This window comes from Flagellimonas meishanensis (assembly GCF_019880545.1).
Lineage (GTDB): Bacteria > Bacteroidota > Bacteroidia > Flavobacteriales > Flavobacteriaceae > Flagellimonas > Flagellimonas meishanensis.
In genome coordinates this window covers 129,804-146,849 of the sequence record NZ_JAINVW010000003.1, presented here as the reverse complement: position 1 = coordinate 146,849, position 17,046 = coordinate 129,804, and the positions used below count along the sequence as shown (strand labels likewise).

Sequence of the window (17,046 nt, the reverse complement as noted above, 5' to 3'; positions counted from 1 at the left end):
TATCTCTAAAAATGAAAGCAATTCTAACAACAATTATCATTGGTCTTCTGGCCTCTATCTACTTTTCCTTTAATGCCACTGTGCAGGAAGAATGGGTGGTTCCCGAAAAATATGTGAACATGAAAAACCCAACCGACCCTTCCGTTGACCTTGATATTGGAAAAGCCCTGTACAGCAAGCACTGTAAATCGTGCCATGGAAAAGAAGGCTATGGGGATGGCCCAAAAGCTGCAGATCAAAAAGGTGACTTGGGAGACTTTTCAACATCGGAATTTCAGGCACAGACTGACGGAGAGCTGTTTTACAAAACTTCCTTTGGTAGAAACGATATGCCAGAATATACCAAAAAGATGCCCGATGATGAGGACAGATGGCTTATCGTGAATTACATGAGGACCATGGAAGAATAGCACACAGGCGGGAAGAGTGTTCAAATAATGCCTGTTTGCAATACCATATTGTGACAAGAAAACAAAAAAAATCAGATGGCCAAGATACTGCGTTATATAAGTATTTCACATAAGACGGCTTCCGTCAGGCAACGGGAGAAGTTTTACATTGCCCATGACCAAAAGGAAGAGGTAATGGCACTGTTGCGCAACCGTTTCCCGGACATCTCGGGACTGCTTCTCTTGGTTACATGCAACAGAACAGAGGTTTATTTTGAAGCAGAAGCTACGTCTGCAACTTCGCTACTGCGCTTCATGGTTTCGCATCTTTTGGGAGAGGAATCATCCGATAATGAGCAACTTTTCACCACAAGCGATTCCACCGAAACATCGGTAAGACACTTGTTGGAGGTTTCCTCTGGATTGGTTTCCAAGGTATTGGGAGATGCCGAAATCGTGTGTCAGGTCAAAAAGGCCTATCAATTGGCAATTGCCCATAGCCTACAGGGTTCCTTGTTGGAGCGCGCCATGCAAACGGTATTTAGGACCCATAAAAGAATCCGCAATGAAACATTGTTCAGGGATGGCACCACATCAGCAGCATACAAAGCACTCAAGATGATTGTGGACACCTTTGGGAAGACTGCGGTAAATGAGAAAAAACTATTGTTCGTGGGTGCCGGTGATATTGTCAAGCAACTGTTCAAATACAATGTCAAGTTTGGTTTTGAGCATATTTTCATCAGCAATCGAACCAAAAGCAAAGCACTAATGTTGACGGATAGATACCTTGGAGATTGGTACGATTGGGAGAAAGTTCTCTCCAACGATTTTGAGAACTTTGATGTAATCATCAGTGCGGCAAGCAATTGTCCCAATCTTATCACTAAAATCAGCGGAACCGAGAAGACCAGAATGCTTATTGACCTTGCACTGCCCGGAAACATCGACCCAGGTTTGAATGACCCTGTTGAAACCATGTTTTATGACCTCGATACCATTTCCACGGAATTGGAAGAAAATCGCGAAAAAAGGTTGGCCGCTATAAACCAGGTCAATGCCATCAAGGAAGAGGAACTGTCCGAATTCAAAAAATGGTACCAAGAAGCCCCGTTGAGGGAATTGCTCGGCGAGTATAAAATAACATTGAACCAAAAAATAAAAAGATATTTAAGGATGCAACAAGGACCGATGGATGAAGGAAAAATCAAATTGATCACCGATAGGGTCATCCGAAAGTTGGTAATGCACGGAGAGGGACAATTACCACCCAAAAAAATGGATGTTCTGATTGAACAACAGGCAAACCTACTCTAACAAACCAGCGGTTCTAAATGCCCGCAACCCAATTGTATAAATATGTATCATCCTATAAAAAATAAAGCGTATATTCTTGTCGTACTGATTGTTTCATTGCTTTCTGGCTGTAATATGGGTCCAAAAACCACGGAACCTTTTGCCGTAAAGCAAATACCACAAAAAGGCCATTTTGGGTCCGATGTGGATCTTGAAATGCATGAGGTGGTAGCCAAGGAAATACTTCCGGCCGGTAAATACATCTATATTAAGGTTGAAGAAGGAGGCCGCGAGTTTTGGATTTCCGCAAGAAAACAGCCTATAGAGGAAGGAACCGCTTACCTGTATAATGAGGCCCTTATGAAGACCGCATTTGAGAGTAAAGAGCACCAACGGGTTTTTGACACTATCTACCTGGTCACCACCCTGATACCCAAAAAACATGGAGGGGAAAGTCTTATGAACAATAAAATGGACGACATTTCCAAAAAAGCGGAGACTATAAAAAATTCCGTGGTTTCCACTGAAGAAAGGGATAGACTCTACCACGGCACCGTAAAGGTCTCCGATTTGGTGGAAAACCCAGAAAAGTATGCGGGGAAAGTTGTAGAACTGAGTGGGGAATGTGCAAAGGTGAACAACGGTATTATGGGCAAAAATTGGATCCATCTCAAGGATGGAAGCCAGGACGATTTCGATTTGGTGATAACCTCAGCCACCGAAATTGAGAAGGGGGACAAAATTACCATGCGCGGCATAGTTCGGCTAAATCGGGATTTTGGTAGTGGTTATTCCTACGACATCCTAGTGGAGGAAGGTGAGCTTATCCAATAGGCATTTACTTTATGAATATCTATTCACCTTAAAACTTTACTAAGCCCTCTTACGAGGATATTTTAAGTCACAGAAAGCAGTTTTTTGACCACTTCAAAGCCCTTGTGATCAATTCCATCCCTTTGTAATATCTCAAAATCCTTTAGAACGATATCCATAAACTTTTCATTCACTGCATTGGTCTGTTCCTTTAGTCCACAGTAAATTTCCAGGGCTTGGTCCATTTGGTCCTGCAAAAGGTAACCATGGGCCAAATTGCATTGTAGCGCTAGAGACTGTCGTTCTTGCTTTGGGACCTCCAGGACTGTGCGTTCCGCCTTGTTGAACTCCTTTAGCCTTAAATAGAGCCAGCTCTGATTGGTATGGGCATTGACAAGTTCGTTCCTCAATCGGGTGCTGTTAGGGAAGTGTTCCGAGTTTGTATTTAAAAGAGCTGTAATCTCCTGCTGAAAAACCAGCTTCTCGGCTGGCAAGATGGTTCCGTCTATTTCCTCATAAAGGTCATTTACCCTTTTCATGATCACATTTACGGTCACCTGTTCCGTATCGATGCCTTCAAAATAATCCAGATAATGCCCACAGTCACTTTTCATGTTCTTGATAACGGAGCTTTCGGCATCATATCTTTCCAGTCTTACCTGCACATCGTTCAACAGGGCCAACGCTTTCTCCTTGTAATCAAAATCCAATTTACGTTCCATTTCGGTTTGGTACAACTCTACCAAATTCAATGCCGTGGCACAAAAATCGGCATCAAAATTTTTGGGCTGTTCCATGGCCAGTTTTTTTCTTATTTCAAGTGCCTGGCTTAAATAGTCCCCCGCCAATTCATACTCCTTGAGCTCAAAATGGAAGAGTCCCAGGTTGTGCAATCCGGTAGCCAAATAGTGTGTATATTCCCTTGGTTTGATGTCCGCAAGCCCATTGTAGATAACCACAGCTTGTTGTATGTGCTCCACGGCCCTTTCAAAATTGCCCACTTCCGCATACAATATGCCCAAACTGTTAAAGGTAGCTGCCACATAGGGCTCAAAAATTTCAGGGGACTTATCTGAAAGTCCATGGTACACATCAAGGGCCTTGTTATACTGCTCCAGAGCCTTTTCGGGCTCTCCCATCGATTTAAAAGTGACTCCCAGATTATTGAGGGCAGCCGCCAAATAGGGTTTCAATGCATCCTCTCCCGCCCCAATCAAATTGTTGAAAAGTGTTAGCGCCTTGCCATAATGCACTTTTGCATCAAACAGATTGAATTCTTCCGTATAAATATTTCCCAGCTGGTGATGAGCACTTGCCCTTAAACGTTCATAGGCAATATTGGACAAACTTTCGTATACCGTAATGGCTTCCTTATAATTTTTTTTTGCGAAGTAAAAGTCATTCTTTTTGTTATGTGCCTCCGCCTTTGCAAAAAGGGTATTCGCGAGATGTGGAAGGAAACCCTTGTTGCCATTTCCCACAAGGCCTTGATACAAATGTATGGCCTCTTTATAATGGTCAATCGCTTTCCGATGATCCATTTCGGCATAAATCGCCGCCATATTATTAAGGATGGATGCCCTATCAGCACTATCCATTGCTTCGGCAAATTGCGCGGCTTGTTCCAAAGCACTTTTAAATTGGGACAGTGCCCCTTTCGGATTTTTTGTTTTTTGGTATAATCTGCCCAATACACTGTGCAGGTGTACCTTTTGTTGCGGGGAAGAGGCAAGCCTTAAGGCTTCCAAATAGCTTTCAATGGATTTTTCTAGTTGGTTTTCCTGCAAAAGTACATTGGCATTTTCGATTTGTTCTTGGAAGGAAAGGCTCATTGTTTTGTTTTTTTGGGTTAAAATTTGGGAAGTTCATCGCCATACTTCTTGACATTTTCCTTACAAATGTCCACATACTCCAATCTCGGAATCTCATCGTGTTCAATGTCTGGAAAGAAAAAGGTTTCCTTTTGCATGTCCATCAATACGTAACCTTCATCTTTTAATTTTTTAATCAAAAACAGTATGGCAAACTCCGCAGCATTATCCGCCGTTTCGAACAAATATTCGCCAAAGAAAAGTTTTCCTATTGCTATCCCGAACAATCCGCCCACTAGTTGATGGTTATTCCAAATTTCCACGGAATGGGCGTAGCCCATTTGATGCAATTCCTTGAACATGCGCACCATCCGTTCGGTAAGCCATCCATTGTCCATCTGGCCTTCAGTGTTATACTCTTCTTGACAGGCTCGTAGTACCTTTTCAAATTGGGTATCCACCGTTACCCTAAACGCTGTGGTCAGGAAATCCAATCGGGATTGAGACAGCTCGAACAAATTTGGCCGTATCACAGTCCTGGGGTCGGGCGACCACCACTTGATGTGCTTCAAAGGGTAGTGCCAATAGTAAATACCACTGTTATAGGCCAAGAGCAAGCGTTCCACGGACATAGTTCCCCCTACGGCCAGCAGACCATCGATATCGGCGAAATAGGCCGGTGGAAAAGTGAGTTCCTCCTTTTTTAGTTCAAAGTAAGGCACGTTTTAAGAAATTATGGGTTGCTTTCGGGTGGATGCTCCAGATCATTCAATTCTCCCAATTGTGACAGTATTTCAAAGGTCTTTTTTGCCTCCTCTTCGTCAACAATGCTGATGGCCGCCCCAACATGAACCATCACATAATCATTTACTTTGGCCTCCGGCACCAGGGTTAGGCTAACTTCCTTTTTGATTCCCCCGAATGAAACCTTTCCCATCCTGAAGGTTTCATCAAGCTGAGAGGTGATCTCCAATAATTTTCCCGGTATTGCCAAACACATGCTTCTAGGTTTTATTGTTTTTGTGCAATCAATTCTACGTGTTCCTCGAGCCAACGGTACCATTGTTCCATTCCAGTGCCCTTCGTTGCGGAAACCTCAAAAAATATCAGATTGGGATTCACCTTTAGGGCGTTCTTTTTCAATTCTTCAATACTGGTGTCCAAATAAGGGGCCAGGTCAATTTTGTTGATGATGCATACATCCGAGGTGTGGAACATATCCGGATACTTAATGGGCTTGTCATCGCCCTCGGTAGTGCTTACGATTACCACACGCTTGTGCTCACCTAGGTTGAACATGGATGGACAGACAAGGTTACCGACATTTTCGATCATCAAAACGGAATCGTTTGCAATGTTCAGTTTTTTCACCGCATCATGTACCATGTCACTTTCAAGATGGCACCCCTTTCCCGTATTTATCTGCAATACCGGAACATCCAAAGCGGCAATTCGATTGGCATCGTTCACTGTCTGTTGGTCTCCCTCTATCACATAGAAAGGAATCTTGTCCTTGAGATCTTTTAATGTGCATTCCAAAATTGAGGTTTTACCAGAACCCGGAGAGCTCACCAGGTTGAGGGCAAAGATGTTCTTGGCATCAAAGTACCCCCTGTTTCTGGCCGCCATGATCTCGTTATGTTGTAAAATGTCCCTTTCCACCTCAAGCACCGTTTTATGATGATGGTCGTGATCATGCTGATGATGCCCATAATCGTGTGAGTGATGATGCCCATGTCCCAATGAATGGTCATGGGAATGGGAATGATGCTCTTTATTGGCATGATGATGGACTTCATTTTTGATGGAAGGGGCCAAAATCTTGACGCCATTTTCTTCGCTTCCACAACCGCAAGTGCCGCACATATCGTTTAAATTTAAGTTATACTACCTCCAAGGCCTTGACCCTAAGTTCCTTGCCTTGTATCACCACTTTCAGATTGCTACTGCACGATGGGCATGAATCATAAAATTGTTGGATCTTGAAAACCTCATCGCAATCCGCACACTTGGCCAACCCCTCTTTTACTTCAATCTTTTTCTCCGCATGTTCGAGCACGGTATTTTTTACTGCTGCCGGCCAAACAAAATCGAGGGATTCAAATTCAATACCAGCCAGTCTACCAATTTCGAGTTCAATCACTGTGACCCTTTCCGCCTCGGCCCTTTTGGTTTCGTCCTCGGCAATCTTCACAATACCCATGGCCACGGACAACTCGTGCATACCTAATCTTTTTTGATCTTAATCAGAATTACATAAGAAACAATATTATTCAAAATGAAATTTCCACAACATGATATTTATCATTTTCAAAACCTTGATTTTTAGGTAGTTTTAGTGTTAAACCCTTAAAAAATGATTTTTTAGGTAAAATAATTGGGCCATGGCGACAGAAAAACTAACTAAGGAAACCTATTATGAAAGCATTATAAAACAGGGATATAGTAGGCGCGATTTTATGAAGTTTGCCACCTATATTGCTGCTTATATGGGCTTGGAAACCTCGATGATCGGCCAAGTGGCCAAATCGTTGGAGAACACCTTCCGAATTCCCGTCATTTGGGAGCATTATCAAGAATGCACCTGTTGCAGCGAATCGTTCATAAGATCGGATCACCCTATTGTTTCCGATATCATTCTCGACAAAATATCCCTGGACTACACCTTGACACTTATGGCTGCCTCCGGACATCAAGCCGAAGCTGCAAAGCACGCCACCATGGAAAAATACAAGGGAGAGTACATTCTTTGTGTGGAGGGTTCCGTACCCTTGGGTGATGATGGCAATTATTGTTGCATTGCCGGGAGATCAGCGAAGGATTTGCTGATTGAAGCCGCTGAAGGGGCCAAGGCCATTATTGCTTGGGGCAGCTGCGCCTCCAACGGATGTGTGCAAGCCGCATACCCCAACCCCACAGAGGCCACCCCAATCCACAAAATAATCAAGAACAAACCCATAATCCGGGTTCCAGGTTGCCCGCCCATCGGAGAGGTAATGGCAGGCATCATTGTGCATCTTATCACTTTCGGGCGCCTACCCGAATTGGACGGATTGGGAAGGCCCAAGGCTTTCTATTCAAAAAGGGTCCACGATTCCTGCTATAGAAGACCTTACTATGATGCGGGTCTTTTCGCTGAAACCTTTGATGACCAAAATGCCAAAGAGGGCTACTGCTTGTACAAAGTTGGATGCCGGGGTCCAATGACCTACAATTCCTGTGGTACCATAAAATGGAACAATGGGGTCAGTTTTCCCATACAGTCCGGCCATGGGTGCATTGGCTGTAGTGAAGAGGATTTTTGGGACAATGGGCCTTTCTACGAGCGATTGACGGGCTTGGCAGGCTTCGGAATAGAAAGTTCTGCAGATACCATCGGCAAAGTGGCCGCTGGGGTCGTGGCAGGAGGTTTGGCCGTACATGCCGTGGCAGCCAATATTTCAAAAAGAAAAGAACTCAGAAGCCGCACATCCCGCGGCAAACAAAACGAAAAGAAAATAGATTCTTAACAAAAACATCATGGCAAATAGAATTGTAGTAGACCCCATTACCAGAATCGAAGGGCATTTGAGGATAGAAGTTGAGGTAAAGGATGGAAAGATAACCGATGCCTACAGCTCCAGCCCTATGGTTCGGGGTCTTGAAAATGTTGTTAAAGGAAGAGATCCCAGAGATGTTTGGGCCTTTGTGCAACGAGCTTGTGGGGTGTGCACTACCGTGCATGCACTGGCCTCGGTAAGATCTGTTGAGGATTCCTTGGGAATCCAGATTCCACCCAATGCGGAAATGGTAAGAAACATTATGGAAGGTGCGCTGTACATGCATGACCATACCGTTCATTTTTATCATCTCCATGCCTTGGACTGGGTAGATGTGGTCAACGCTTTACAAGCCGATCCCGCCGAGACATCCAGAATTGCCCAAAGCATATCCAATTGGCCAAAAAGCTCGCCGGGCTACTTTTCCGATATCAAAAAAAGGATAACCAAGTTTGTCGAAAGTGGCCAGTTGGGGATTTTTGCCAATGGGTATTGGGGCCATCCCCAAATGAAACTGCCCCCCGAGGTAAACCTTTTAGCGGTTGCGCATTATTTGGAAGCCCTGGAGTGGCAAAAAGAAATTGTGAAGGTCCATACCATTTTTGGTGGTAAGAACCCACATCCCAATTATTTGGTCGGCGGAATGGCATGTGCCATTAATACAGAAAGCCCTGGTGGAATCAATGCCGAGCGATTGGCCTATGTGGGAAGATTGCTCAAGGAAGGAAAACAGTTCATCGAACAGGTCTATATCCCCGACCTTTTGGCCATAGCCTCCTTTTATAAAGATTGGGGGGCCATTGGAAAAGGATTCGGCAACTATATGTCCTATGGTGATTTTCCAACCAATGGATATGCTGATATTTCCAATTTTAAATTCCCACAGGGAATCATTTTGGACAGAGACCTATCCAAAGTATATGATGTGGACCATAGAAACGATGACATAGCCGAATTTGTCAACAATTCATGGTATGATGAATATGAGGAAGGAAGGGCCGAGGGGAAACACCCTTGGGATGGTGAGACCAAAATCAACTACTCTGGTCCCAAACCCCCTTATGACCAGTTGGATGTCAGTCAAAAATACAGCTTTATCAAAACTCCACGTTGGCAGGGAAAACCTATGGAAGTTGGCCCTTTAGCCCGACTTTTAGTGGGTTACGCCCGTGGAAACAAAGAAATCCAGGATGTTGTCAATGGTGCCCTGAGCCACCTCGACGTGCCGGTTGATGCTCTATTCTCCACATTAGGAAGAACCGCTGCCAGGGGCATAGAGACACAGTTGGTGGCCAACTGGACCATGGAGTTTTATGACACCTTGCTGCAGAACATCAAAAATGGTGACTCTAGAATGGCCAATATGGACAAATGGGAACCAGAATCCTGGCCAAGTGAGTCAAAAGGCGTGGGCTTCTCAGAGGCTCCAAGAGGGTCGTTGGCCCACTGGATCAAAATCAAGGACGGCAAAACGGAAAATTACCAATTGGTGGTCCCTTCCACATGGAATGCATCACCTAGGGACCCAAAAGGTCAACGGTCCGCTTACGAATCCACCCTTCTGGGAACTCCTGTGGCAGATCCCGAACTGCCTTTGGAAATCATCAGGACGATCCATTCGTTTGACCCCTGCATTGCATGTGCGGTGCATCTCTATGATGAACATGGAAAGCATATTTCACAAGTACAGAATGTTTCAAGCTGCGAAATCTAGTAAATAAGAGGCCATGGAAACACGAAAATTTAGACGGGTATATGTTTGGGAGCTTCCAGTTCGGATTTTCCACTGGATCAATGCACTGGCCATTACCATTCTGGCCATTACGGGTTTCATAATCGCAAATCCACCAGCCATTCTGTCCAATGCGGAAGCAAGCGAGATTTATTGGTTCGGCACAGTACGTTTTATTCACTTTGCCACGGCCTATGTCTTCTTTTTCAATATGATCCTTAGGATATATTGGTCATTTGTTGGGAACAAATTTTCTAGTTGGCGAGCCTTTTGGCCCTTCAATAAAAAAATGTGGAGCAATTTTTTGCATGTGATCAAGGTGGATATTTTTCTTGCAAATGAAAAAAATCCGGATGTGAAAAACATAAGCATTGGCCACAACAGTGTGGCGGCATTCTCCTATGCCGTTCTATTTTTACTGGCATTGGTGCAAGTGTTCACGGGCTTTGGACTCTATTCCTCAACTGCGGGTTGGTGGTTGCCAAAAATGTTCGACTGGGTAGTACCGCTCTTTGGTGGTGACTTTATGGTTAGGACCATACACCATGCTGCAACCTGGCTTTTTATCCTGTTTACATTGATTCATGTTTATTTGGTGTTCTATCATGATTGGCTTGAAGGAAGAGGTGAGGTTTCATCCATGTTCGGGGGATATAAATTTGTTCGGGAGGAGCGTCTCTCAAAGATGCCGGAAGAGGAAGTGGTAGATGAGCCCTTGGACAAAGAAGTAATGGAACCAGTGGAGTAAAATCATGTCAGAATTGGATAAAAAACCCGTGGCCATATCTAGCGACGCCTTTTTCTTTGAAAAAGACAAGTCAAGGAGCATATTGGTCCTGGGTGTTGGCAATTACCTTATGGGCGATGAAGGTGTAGGTGTCCATTTAATCCAAGAAATGGACAGCATGGAACTTCCACCATACGTTGATATCTTGGATGGGGGTACGGGTGGATTCCTTTTGCTAAACTGTTTTGAGAGTTATTCCAAGATAATTTTTGTGGATGCCACGATGGATGGAAAAGAAGAAGGAGCCATTTCATTGATCCAACCAAAATTCGCCAGTGACTTTCCTTCCGCACTTAGCGTTCATGACGTTGGACTTAAGGATATGATCGAAGCGGTCTACCTTATGGAGACCAAACCGGATCTGTACCTCTTTACGATTTCTGTAAAAAATGTAAGTCCCATGACAATCCAACTGTCGCCCAACGTAAAAAAGGCAATCCCGGAGACCATTGGACGGATTGTAGATTTGGCGGAAACATTGCACCTCCAAATCACATAAGGTGTCAAAATCCTTCAAAATAACGGTAACAGGTCGTGTTCAAGGGGTAGGATTTAGGCCCCACGTGTTCAAACTGGCAAAAAAAATGAATTTGAAGGGCACAGTTTCCAATAATGAAGAAGGCGTTATCATTTACATTTCTGGTTCGAAAAATGATGCGTACGACTTCTACAAGCACTTGATTACAAATCCGCCAAAGGTTTCAAAAATAGTGGACCATCATTTGTTGGAAATTGATTACCGTGCTTTTGAGGAGTTCACCATAGTTCCCTCACAAAAATCCGGAAAACTAAATTTGCAACTCACCCCAGATTTTGCGATTTGCGAGGATTGCAAGGAAGAAATCAATGACAAAAACAACAAACGTTACCAGTATCCCTTTACCACCTGTGTAAACTGTGGTCCAAGGTGGGCCATCACCAATTCCTTTCCGTTCGAGCGGAACCATACGAACATGGACGCCTTCAAAATGTGCGATAGTTGCGCAAAGGAATATCACAATCCAATGGACAGGCGGTTTCATTCCCAGACCAATTCCTGTTCCGATTGTGGAATCAGTCTAAAGTTGACCGATTCAGATGGAACGGTTATTCCTGATGACAACATCTTCAAAAAAGCCACCGATTTATTGCTGACGGGGTCCATAATTGCCATAAAAAACACCAGCGGTTATTTGTTGTGCTGTGATGCCCAGAATGCATCAGTGATACAAAGACTCCGCTTGAAAAAGAACCGCCCAACCAAACCCTTTGCCATTTTGTATCCTTCCTTGTCTTTGTTGAAACAACATTTGGGCATCAATAAGGAACAAGAGGAGTTGTTGACCTCACCTGAGAGTCCAATAGTAATCCTACCGAAAAAAGGTTTTAAAGGAATTTTGGCATTAAATGAGTTAGCGCCGGGGTTGAACCAATTGGGCATTATGCTCCCCTACTCTGGCATTTTACAGTTATTGGCCCTTGAATTGGGCATTCCGATTGTTGCCACAAGTGGCAACATTCATGGCTCACCCATTATCAGTTCCCAAAAAATGGCCCATGAAGAACTGAAAGGTATTGCAGATTGCTTTTTGGACCACAACCTGAAAATTACCAACCCACAGGACGACTCGGTGGTGAAATTCAGTGCCAAATTCAACGAGAAAGTGCTATTTAGGCGTTCAAGGGGACTTAGCCCCAATTTTGATGCCTCCGTCAAAACCGATAAAAAAGTGATGGCCATGGGTGGCCACTTAAAGAGTACCATCGCCTTTCTTCCTAACGATTACCTCTATGTGAGTCAATATTTGGGAAATCTAGATCATTTTGACGTTTACGAGCGCTACGTGCAGACCACCACCAAATTCACGGAACTTTTTGAGCAAAATCCAGAACTAGTTTTAACGGACAGGCATCCGGCCTACTCAAGCACACATTTAGGGGTGGAGCTTTCAAAGAAATGGAACGTACCGCTCTATCAAATTCAACACCATAAGGCCCATTTTGCTTCAGTGTTGGGTGAGCATGGGCTTTTTGAGAGCAAGGTTCCCATTTTAGGCGTGGTTTGGGATGGAACAGGTTATGGTGATGATGCCCAAATATGGGGAGGTGAGTTCTTCAGTTTTCATTCCGAAAGTATGGAACGTGTTGGACATTTTGACTATTTTGATTGGTTGGCTGGAGACAAAATGTCCAAGGAACCGAGAATCTCCCTGCTCTCGCTTGCAACGCATACTATGGAGCCCGTGGTGAGGAAAAAGTTCTCGGAAAGGGAAATTGCCATCTATAAAAACCTAAAAGAAAACACCACGCTGAAGACCTCATCCGTGGGTCGCCTTTTTGATGCTGTCGCTTCATTATTGGGACTATGCGATTTTAATACCTATGAGGGTGAGGCGGCCATTCTACTTGAAAACCAAATTGACCACTACAAGCAGGAAAATTGCAAATCCTACCTACCAGAAATCAAAAACGCTACAATCCCAACCCAAAAACTATTGAAGAGCCTCTATTCTGATTATGTGAGCGGAGTACCGAAGCAAGAAATCATCGTTAATTTCTTGTTCACCCTGGCCGATTGTATCTTCAAAGTGGCAGCAACGCTAAAAATCAAAGAAATCGCATTTAGTGGCGGGGTATTTCAAAATACCGCATTGGTAGATATGCTAAAAGAACTGTCCGGAACCGAATACAAGCTATATTTTAATCGTAACTTAAGTCCAAACGACGAGAATATTTCTTTCGGGCAAATTATGTACCATCAACACATAAAAAATTAAAGATGAAGTATTTGAACGAATATAGAAACCTCGAGGCCACAAAAAGTTATTTAAAGCTGATTGAAAGGGCCACTACCAACACCTGGAACATCATGGAAATCTGTGGTGGGCAAACCCATGGCCTGGTAAAGAATGGCATCTTGGACCTGCTCCCGGATGGTGTGCGAATGATACACGGCCCGGGCTGTCCCGTTTGTGTGACCCCACTAAACCTAATCGACAAAGCTATAGAGTTGTTGGAAAATGGGGTTATTCTCTGCTCTTTTGGTGATATGGTACGTGTGCCCGGAAGCAAAAAAAGCCTGTTGGAAGCCAAGGCCAATGGAGGGGACCTTCGTATTTTGTACTCTCCCTTGGAGGCTGTGAACATTGCCAAGGAAAATCCCGAAAAAGAAGTGGTTTTTTTCGCGGTAGGCTTTGAAACAACAGCCCCAGCCAATGCCCTTTCCGTGCTGCATGCCCAAAAAGAAAACGTGAAAAACTATTCCATTTTGGTTTCCCATGTACTTGTGCCTCCGGCAATGGAAGGTATATTGGATGATGAGTTTTGTAGCATCGATGCTTTTCTGGGTGCCGGACATGTTTGTGCCATAATGGGTTTGCAGGAGTACTACCCCTTGGTTAAAAAATATAAGATTCCTATTGTGATAACCGGGTTTGAACCATTGGATTTGGTCCAGGGAATCTATATGGCCGTACTACAGTTGGAAAAGGGTAAATATAAATTGGAAAACCAATATGCACGGGTGGTACGCGAAGAGGGAAATGTTGAGGCCAAAAAAATTATTGAGGCTGTTTTCGAAATAGGAGATCGGGAATGGCGTGGTATAGGCAAAATACCGAGCAGTGGTTATCGCCTCACTGCCAAGTTTGGGGCTTTTGATGCTGAATCCAAGTTTGGAATCAGTGCAGTCGGAACTCCTGAAAATCCCCAATGCATCGCCGGGCAAATTCTTAAGGGCATAAAAAAACCGCACCAGTGCGATCAATTTGGAAAAGCATGCACACCATCCAATCCGTTGGGTGCACCTATGGTCTCCTCGGAAGGAGCCTGTGCCGCATATTACCATTTTTCCGATAATCTGATTTCGTCTTAGCTTATGGATACTAAAGACTTTGAGTTCGACACCATTAATCTGGGCCATGGTAGTGGAGGTTTGATGACAAGGGAACTTCTGGACAAGATAATTTTTGAAAAATTCAGCAATCCATATCTGGACCAAAAACATGATGGGTCAATTATCAAAATTGAAGGAAGCATGGCCATCTCCACGGACAGTTTTGTGATATCGCCTATTTTTTTTAAAGGTGGAAATATTGGTGAATTGGCAATCAACGGCACGGTAAACGATGTGGCCATGTGCGGGGCCTCTCCAAAATACTTATCCCTGGCCTTTATTGTTGAAGAGGGATTGGCAATAAACGACTTTGTAAAAATCGTGGATTCCATCAAGGCAACCGCTGACCATTGTGGCGTTCAAATTATTACCGGTGACACCAAGGTTGTGGAACGTGGCAAAGGAGATAAAATCTTTATCAACACCACCGGTTTTGGTAAGGTACATCCAAAGGCCAATATCTCAGCTGACAACATCAAGACTGGGGATAAAATTATTATCAGCGGTCCCATTGCACAGCATGGCATGGCCATTATGTCGCAACGAGAAGGTCTTCAATTTGAATCGACCCTAAAAAGTGACACCACCAATTTGAATTATTTGGTGAATGATCTATTGGATGCTTTTGGAGACAAAATACATCTGCTCAGGGATCCAACACGGGGTGGTTTGGCCAGTGTCCTTTCTGAAATCGCCAATGACATTCAACAAGGCATTGTTATAAGTGAAGCCCATATCCCTATTGATGACCAAGTTGCGGCGGCCTGCGAAATTTTGGGACTGGATCCCCTATATGTGGCCAACGAGGGAATCTTTGTTGCCGTTGTTGATGCCGAGGTAGAGGAAGCGGTCGTGGAATTGATGAGGAATGATGATAAGGGCATGAGGGCCAATTGCATTGGATCAATTACTGCCGAACATCCCAAAAAAGTTGTCATGCAAAGCACCATCGGGGGCAAGCGAATGGTAACCCCCATGATTGGGGAACAATTGCCAAGGATTTGTTAGTTGCTAAAAAACCAATACACCCCAATGACTATGGCAAACAACCCACCAGCCATGCGGATTCCATTGAAAAAAACTTCGTTGTGACCATTTTTGGCAAGTGAGGAAACCTTGCCCATTACAAATGCAAAGGTGACCATCGCCACAAGTATTCCAATTCCAAAACCAATAATATAGGAAACCGAATCAAATTGGGTCTCGAAGCCCAATACTGGGAGAAATAGCAAAAAATGGGATACACCGGCCAAACCATGCAATACTCCTACGGAGAATGAAGCCAGGTGGTTCTGCCCCAATTTCTTTTGATGCGTATGTTGATGGGTTCCATTATCATGTTGATGCTCATGGGAATGAATCACGGGAGGGTTTTCCGCATGGATGTGTAGATGATCGTGCTTGTTTTTTTTCCTAAAAATTCGAAACAAGGCCCAAACACCAATTCCCACAAGAACAAAACCCACCAATTGTTCACTGTATTTTGATATTTCATCAATCGGAACAATCTCTTTAAAAATTGCAAAAAGCAGTCCAATGGCCATCATTCCCACCAAATGGCCAATGCCCCAAAAGAGTCCAATTTTCCATGCTTTTCTTTTCGATTCTATGGCAAATGGCGCTACAGCAGCAAGATGGTCTGGACCAGTTATCACATGCAGTATGGAGGCTATCAAACCGGCGGTTAACGGAAAGGTCATTTCCATGATTTTTGGGTGTGAAATTATTCTTCTCCTAAATTTACAGCTTTTAGGGACCGGAAGATCTTAAAACCTTGGGGCAATTGTCAACATATTTTGATGGACTGGGTAGAATTTCCTTGGAACAACGACTTGGTATAGATATTTGAGTTGAAAATCAGATGCTGAATATTACATTCAACTTAACCTCATCTCCTTACACCGTTTTGTTGGATTGATTCATCCCACTATAAACCTTGAATAAGATCTTGAATGATTTGGGTAAAAATGAAAAATCCTGTCAATCGGTCAATTAGCAGGATTTGATACCACTTGAAAACTGGTTCGTCGGGGTGGCAGGATGTTTTTACCACCTATAACTTATTTTATATCAATGCTTTACACTGAAAACTAAGATGACTTAACCGAACTCTTAACTGCACCCAAATTAGTACAATTCCATGCAAAATTCGTTTCGTTTTTGCGAGTGCAAATATACAATAAAGATGAAATTTCCGTAAGAAAATGCAAAAAATATAATTACAGCAACTTTTGTTGGAGGTAGGTAACAGATCAGGTGACTTTACACCTACCATTTTGCAAATCTTTTGGCTATTGGTATAGGTTTTTGTTAGCTGAAGTTGCTATGGATTTAATAAACCAGGTCATGGCATGTTGTTGGGGAATTCTTTTTATTAAAGTATCATACTTTCTGTCGTACCAGATGGCATCAAAACTACCCTTTGAGGTGATTACAACACGCCACTCCCATCGAATCATTTCCTTCTTCTCATAGTTGGCTTCAAGATGTTCCCAATCAACATTGGATAAAACTTGGGGAGATAAATGGGCAAGCACCTCATTTTCATCTAATATTGCCAACCAAATTGGTGTTGCCAAATGTTCAATAATATGGTTTTTCCCTTTGGAGCCCCAACCTATTTTAATGTCCGCACCATTTCGTATTGCGCTTATCAGTGCCTTCTTTGAACCCTCAACAATTTCCCCATTTTTAGCGGTTTTCATTGCAACCGCCCAAACGGGGTCGTTACAATTTTTTTGACAGCTAGTAAGAATAAACAAAATTGAAACCAAGAATGTATAATAAAAGGTTTTCATAATTAAT

The 17,046-nt window shown here is 43.5% G+C and carries 17 protein-coding genes; 10 read left to right on the top strand and 7 right to left on the bottom strand.

The features are described from left to right. Positions 1 to 11 precede the first annotated feature (11 nt). From K7G75_RS08605 to K7G75_RS08595, 3 genes are all read left to right on the top strand, one after another. Positions 12 to 410 carry a c-type cytochrome gene (locus K7G75_RS08605; protein WP_222983846.1) on the top strand — a complete coding sequence of 133 codons (399 nt, stop codon included), beginning with the start codon at positions 12 to 14 and terminating at the stop codon, positions 408 to 410. Positions 411 to 485: 75 nt separating this feature from the next. Beyond that, entirely contained in the window at positions 486 to 1,706 is a 1,221-nt protein-coding gene (gene hemA, locus K7G75_RS08600; protein ID WP_222983845.1) for a glutamyl-tRNA reductase, read from the top strand. A 42-nt stretch (positions 1,707 to 1,748) separates the two neighbouring features. Continuing rightward, complete coding sequence (locus tag K7G75_RS08595) at positions 1,749 to 2,519, top strand: hypothetical protein (RefSeq protein ID WP_222983844.1); 771 nt, start codon at positions 1,749 to 1,751, stop codon at positions 2,517 to 2,519. 62 nt (positions 2,520 to 2,581) lie between these two features. Here K7G75_RS08595 and K7G75_RS08590 read toward each other — a convergent pair whose 3' ends face one another. The 5 genes from K7G75_RS08590 to hypA are packed head-to-tail and all read right to left on the bottom strand — an operon-like array spanning position 2,582 to position 6,533. Next, entirely contained in the window at positions 2,582 to 4,330 is a 1,749-nt protein-coding gene (locus tag K7G75_RS08590; RefSeq protein WP_222983843.1) for a tetratricopeptide repeat protein, read from the bottom strand. Positions 4,331 to 4,347: 17 nt separating this feature from the next. Beyond that, entirely contained in the window at positions 4,348 to 5,031 is a 684-nt protein-coding gene (locus K7G75_RS08585) for a leucyl/phenylalanyl-tRNA--protein transferase (RefSeq protein ID WP_222983842.1), read from the bottom strand. Positions 5,032 to 5,042: 11 nt separating this feature from the next. After that, positions 5,043 to 5,309, bottom strand: a complete 267-nt coding sequence (locus tag K7G75_RS08580) for a HypC/HybG/HupF family hydrogenase formation chaperone (RefSeq protein ID WP_222983841.1) — start codon at positions 5,307 to 5,309, stop codon at positions 5,043 to 5,045. Between the two features lie 11 nt (positions 5,310 to 5,320). Beyond that, positions 5,321 to 6,175, bottom strand: a complete 855-nt coding sequence (hypB, locus tag K7G75_RS08575; RefSeq protein ID WP_222983840.1) for a hydrogenase nickel incorporation protein HypB — start codon at positions 6,173 to 6,175, stop codon at positions 5,321 to 5,323. Between the two features lie 16 nt (positions 6,176 to 6,191). Continuing rightward, positions 6,192 to 6,533: a hydrogenase maturation nickel metallochaperone HypA gene (hypA, locus tag K7G75_RS08570; protein ID WP_222983839.1), complete on the bottom strand. Its 342-nt coding sequence runs from the start codon at positions 6,531 to 6,533 to the stop codon at positions 6,192 to 6,194. Between the two features lie 160 nt (positions 6,534 to 6,693). On the opposite strand from hypA, the gene K7G75_RS08565 reads away from it, so the two are divergent. Genes K7G75_RS08565 through hypE form a run of 7 tightly spaced genes read left to right on the top strand, consistent with a single transcriptional unit; the run spans position 6,694 to position 15,249 of the window. Then, the gene (locus K7G75_RS08565) at positions 6,694 to 7,818 is read left to right on the top strand and encodes a hydrogenase small subunit (protein WP_222983838.1); all 1,125 of its coding nucleotides are present in this window, start codon (positions 6,694 to 6,696) and stop codon (positions 7,816 to 7,818) included. Positions 7,819 to 7,828: 10 nt separating this feature from the next. Next, entirely contained in the window at positions 7,829 to 9,562 is a 1,734-nt protein-coding gene (locus K7G75_RS08560; protein WP_222983837.1) for a nickel-dependent hydrogenase large subunit, read from the top strand. 13 nt (positions 9,563 to 9,575) lie between these two features. Continuing rightward, on the top strand, positions 9,576 to 10,328 hold the full coding sequence (cybH, locus tag K7G75_RS08555; RefSeq protein WP_222983836.1) for a Ni/Fe-hydrogenase, b-type cytochrome subunit: 753 nt from the start codon (positions 9,576 to 9,578) through the stop codon (positions 10,326 to 10,328). Between the two features lie 4 nt (positions 10,329 to 10,332). Continuing rightward, complete coding sequence (locus tag K7G75_RS08550) at positions 10,333 to 10,866, top strand: hydrogenase maturation protease (protein ID WP_222983835.1); 534 nt, start codon at positions 10,333 to 10,335, stop codon at positions 10,864 to 10,866. 1 nt (position 10,867) lies between these two features. Further along, positions 10,868 to 13,123, top strand: a complete 2,256-nt coding sequence (gene hypF / locus K7G75_RS08545) for a carbamoyltransferase HypF (RefSeq protein WP_222983834.1) — start codon at positions 10,868 to 10,870, stop codon at positions 13,121 to 13,123. Positions 13,124 to 13,125: 2 nt separating this feature from the next. After that, positions 13,126 to 14,220, top strand: coding sequence for a hydrogenase formation protein HypD (hypD, locus tag K7G75_RS08540; protein ID WP_222983833.1), 1,095 nt, complete (start codon positions 13,126 to 13,128; stop codon positions 14,218 to 14,220). 3 nt (positions 14,221 to 14,223) lie between these two features. After that, on the top strand, positions 14,224 to 15,249 hold the full coding sequence (hypE, locus tag K7G75_RS08535; protein ID WP_222983832.1) for a hydrogenase expression/formation protein HypE: 1,026 nt from the start codon (positions 14,224 to 14,226) through the stop codon (positions 15,247 to 15,249). Here hypE and K7G75_RS08530 read toward each other — a convergent pair. Together K7G75_RS08530 and K7G75_RS08525 are read right to left on the bottom strand one after the other, a co-directional pair. Beyond that, positions 15,246 to 15,941 (bottom strand): urease accessory protein UreH domain-containing protein, encoded by a 696-nt coding sequence (locus K7G75_RS08530; protein ID WP_222983831.1) that lies wholly within the window; start codon positions 15,939 to 15,941, stop codon positions 15,246 to 15,248. The two genes, hypE and K7G75_RS08530, sit on opposite strands and share 4 nt — an antisense overlap. Positions 15,942 to 16,532: 591 nt before the next feature. Continuing rightward, a complete protein-coding gene (locus K7G75_RS08525; RefSeq protein ID WP_222983830.1) occupies positions 16,533 to 16,946 on the bottom strand; it encodes a hypothetical protein in 414 nt (137 codons plus the stop codon). Positions 16,947 to 17,046: the final 100 nt, after the last annotated feature.

Bases quoted from the DNA above. Each gene is read 5' to 3' on its own strand.
- hypB (WP_222983840.1), bottom strand. From the start codon at position 6,175: ATGTGCGGCACTTGCGGTTGTGGAAGCGAAGAAAATGGCGTCAAGATT.
- K7G75_RS08530 (WP_222983831.1), bottom strand. From the start codon at position 15,941: ATGACCTTTCCGTTAACCGCCGGTTTGATAGCCTCCATACTGCATGTG.
- K7G75_RS08590 (WP_222983843.1), bottom strand. From the start codon at position 4,330: ATGAGCCTTTCCTTCCAAGAACAAATCGAAAATGCCAATGTACTTTTG.
- hypD (WP_222983833.1), top strand. From the start codon at position 13,126: ATGAAGTATTTGAACGAATATAGAAACCTCGAGGCCACAAAAAGTTAT.
- K7G75_RS08580 (WP_222983841.1), bottom strand. From the start codon at position 5,309: ATGTGTTTGGCAATACCGGGAAAATTATTGGAGATCACCTCTCAGCTT.
- hypA (WP_222983839.1), bottom strand. From the start codon at position 6,533: ATGCACGAGTTGTCCGTGGCCATGGGTATTGTGAAGATTGCCGAGGAC.
- K7G75_RS08560 (WP_222983837.1), top strand. From the start codon at position 7,829: ATGGCAAATAGAATTGTAGTAGACCCCATTACCAGAATCGAAGGGCAT.
- K7G75_RS08525 (WP_222983830.1), bottom strand. From the start codon at position 16,946: ATGAAAACCGCTAAAAATGGGGAAATTGTTGAGGGTTCAAAGAAGGCA.
- K7G75_RS08565 (WP_222983838.1), top strand. From the start codon at position 6,694: ATGGCGACAGAAAAACTAACTAAGGAAACCTATTATGAAAGCATTATA.
- hemA (WP_222983845.1), top strand. From the start codon at position 486: ATGGCCAAGATACTGCGTTATATAAGTATTTCACATAAGACGGCTTCC.
- cybH (WP_222983836.1), top strand. From the start codon at position 9,576: ATGGAAACACGAAAATTTAGACGGGTATATGTTTGGGAGCTTCCAGTT.
- K7G75_RS08605 (WP_222983846.1), top strand. From the start codon at position 12: ATGAAAGCAATTCTAACAACAATTATCATTGGTCTTCTGGCCTCTATC.
- hypE (WP_222983832.1), top strand. From the start codon at position 14,224: ATGGATACTAAAGACTTTGAGTTCGACACCATTAATCTGGGCCATGGT.
- K7G75_RS08550 (WP_222983835.1), top strand. From the start codon at position 10,333: ATGTCAGAATTGGATAAAAAACCCGTGGCCATATCTAGCGACGCCTTT.
- K7G75_RS08595 (WP_222983844.1), top strand. From the start codon at position 1,749: ATGTATCATCCTATAAAAAATAAAGCGTATATTCTTGTCGTACTGATT.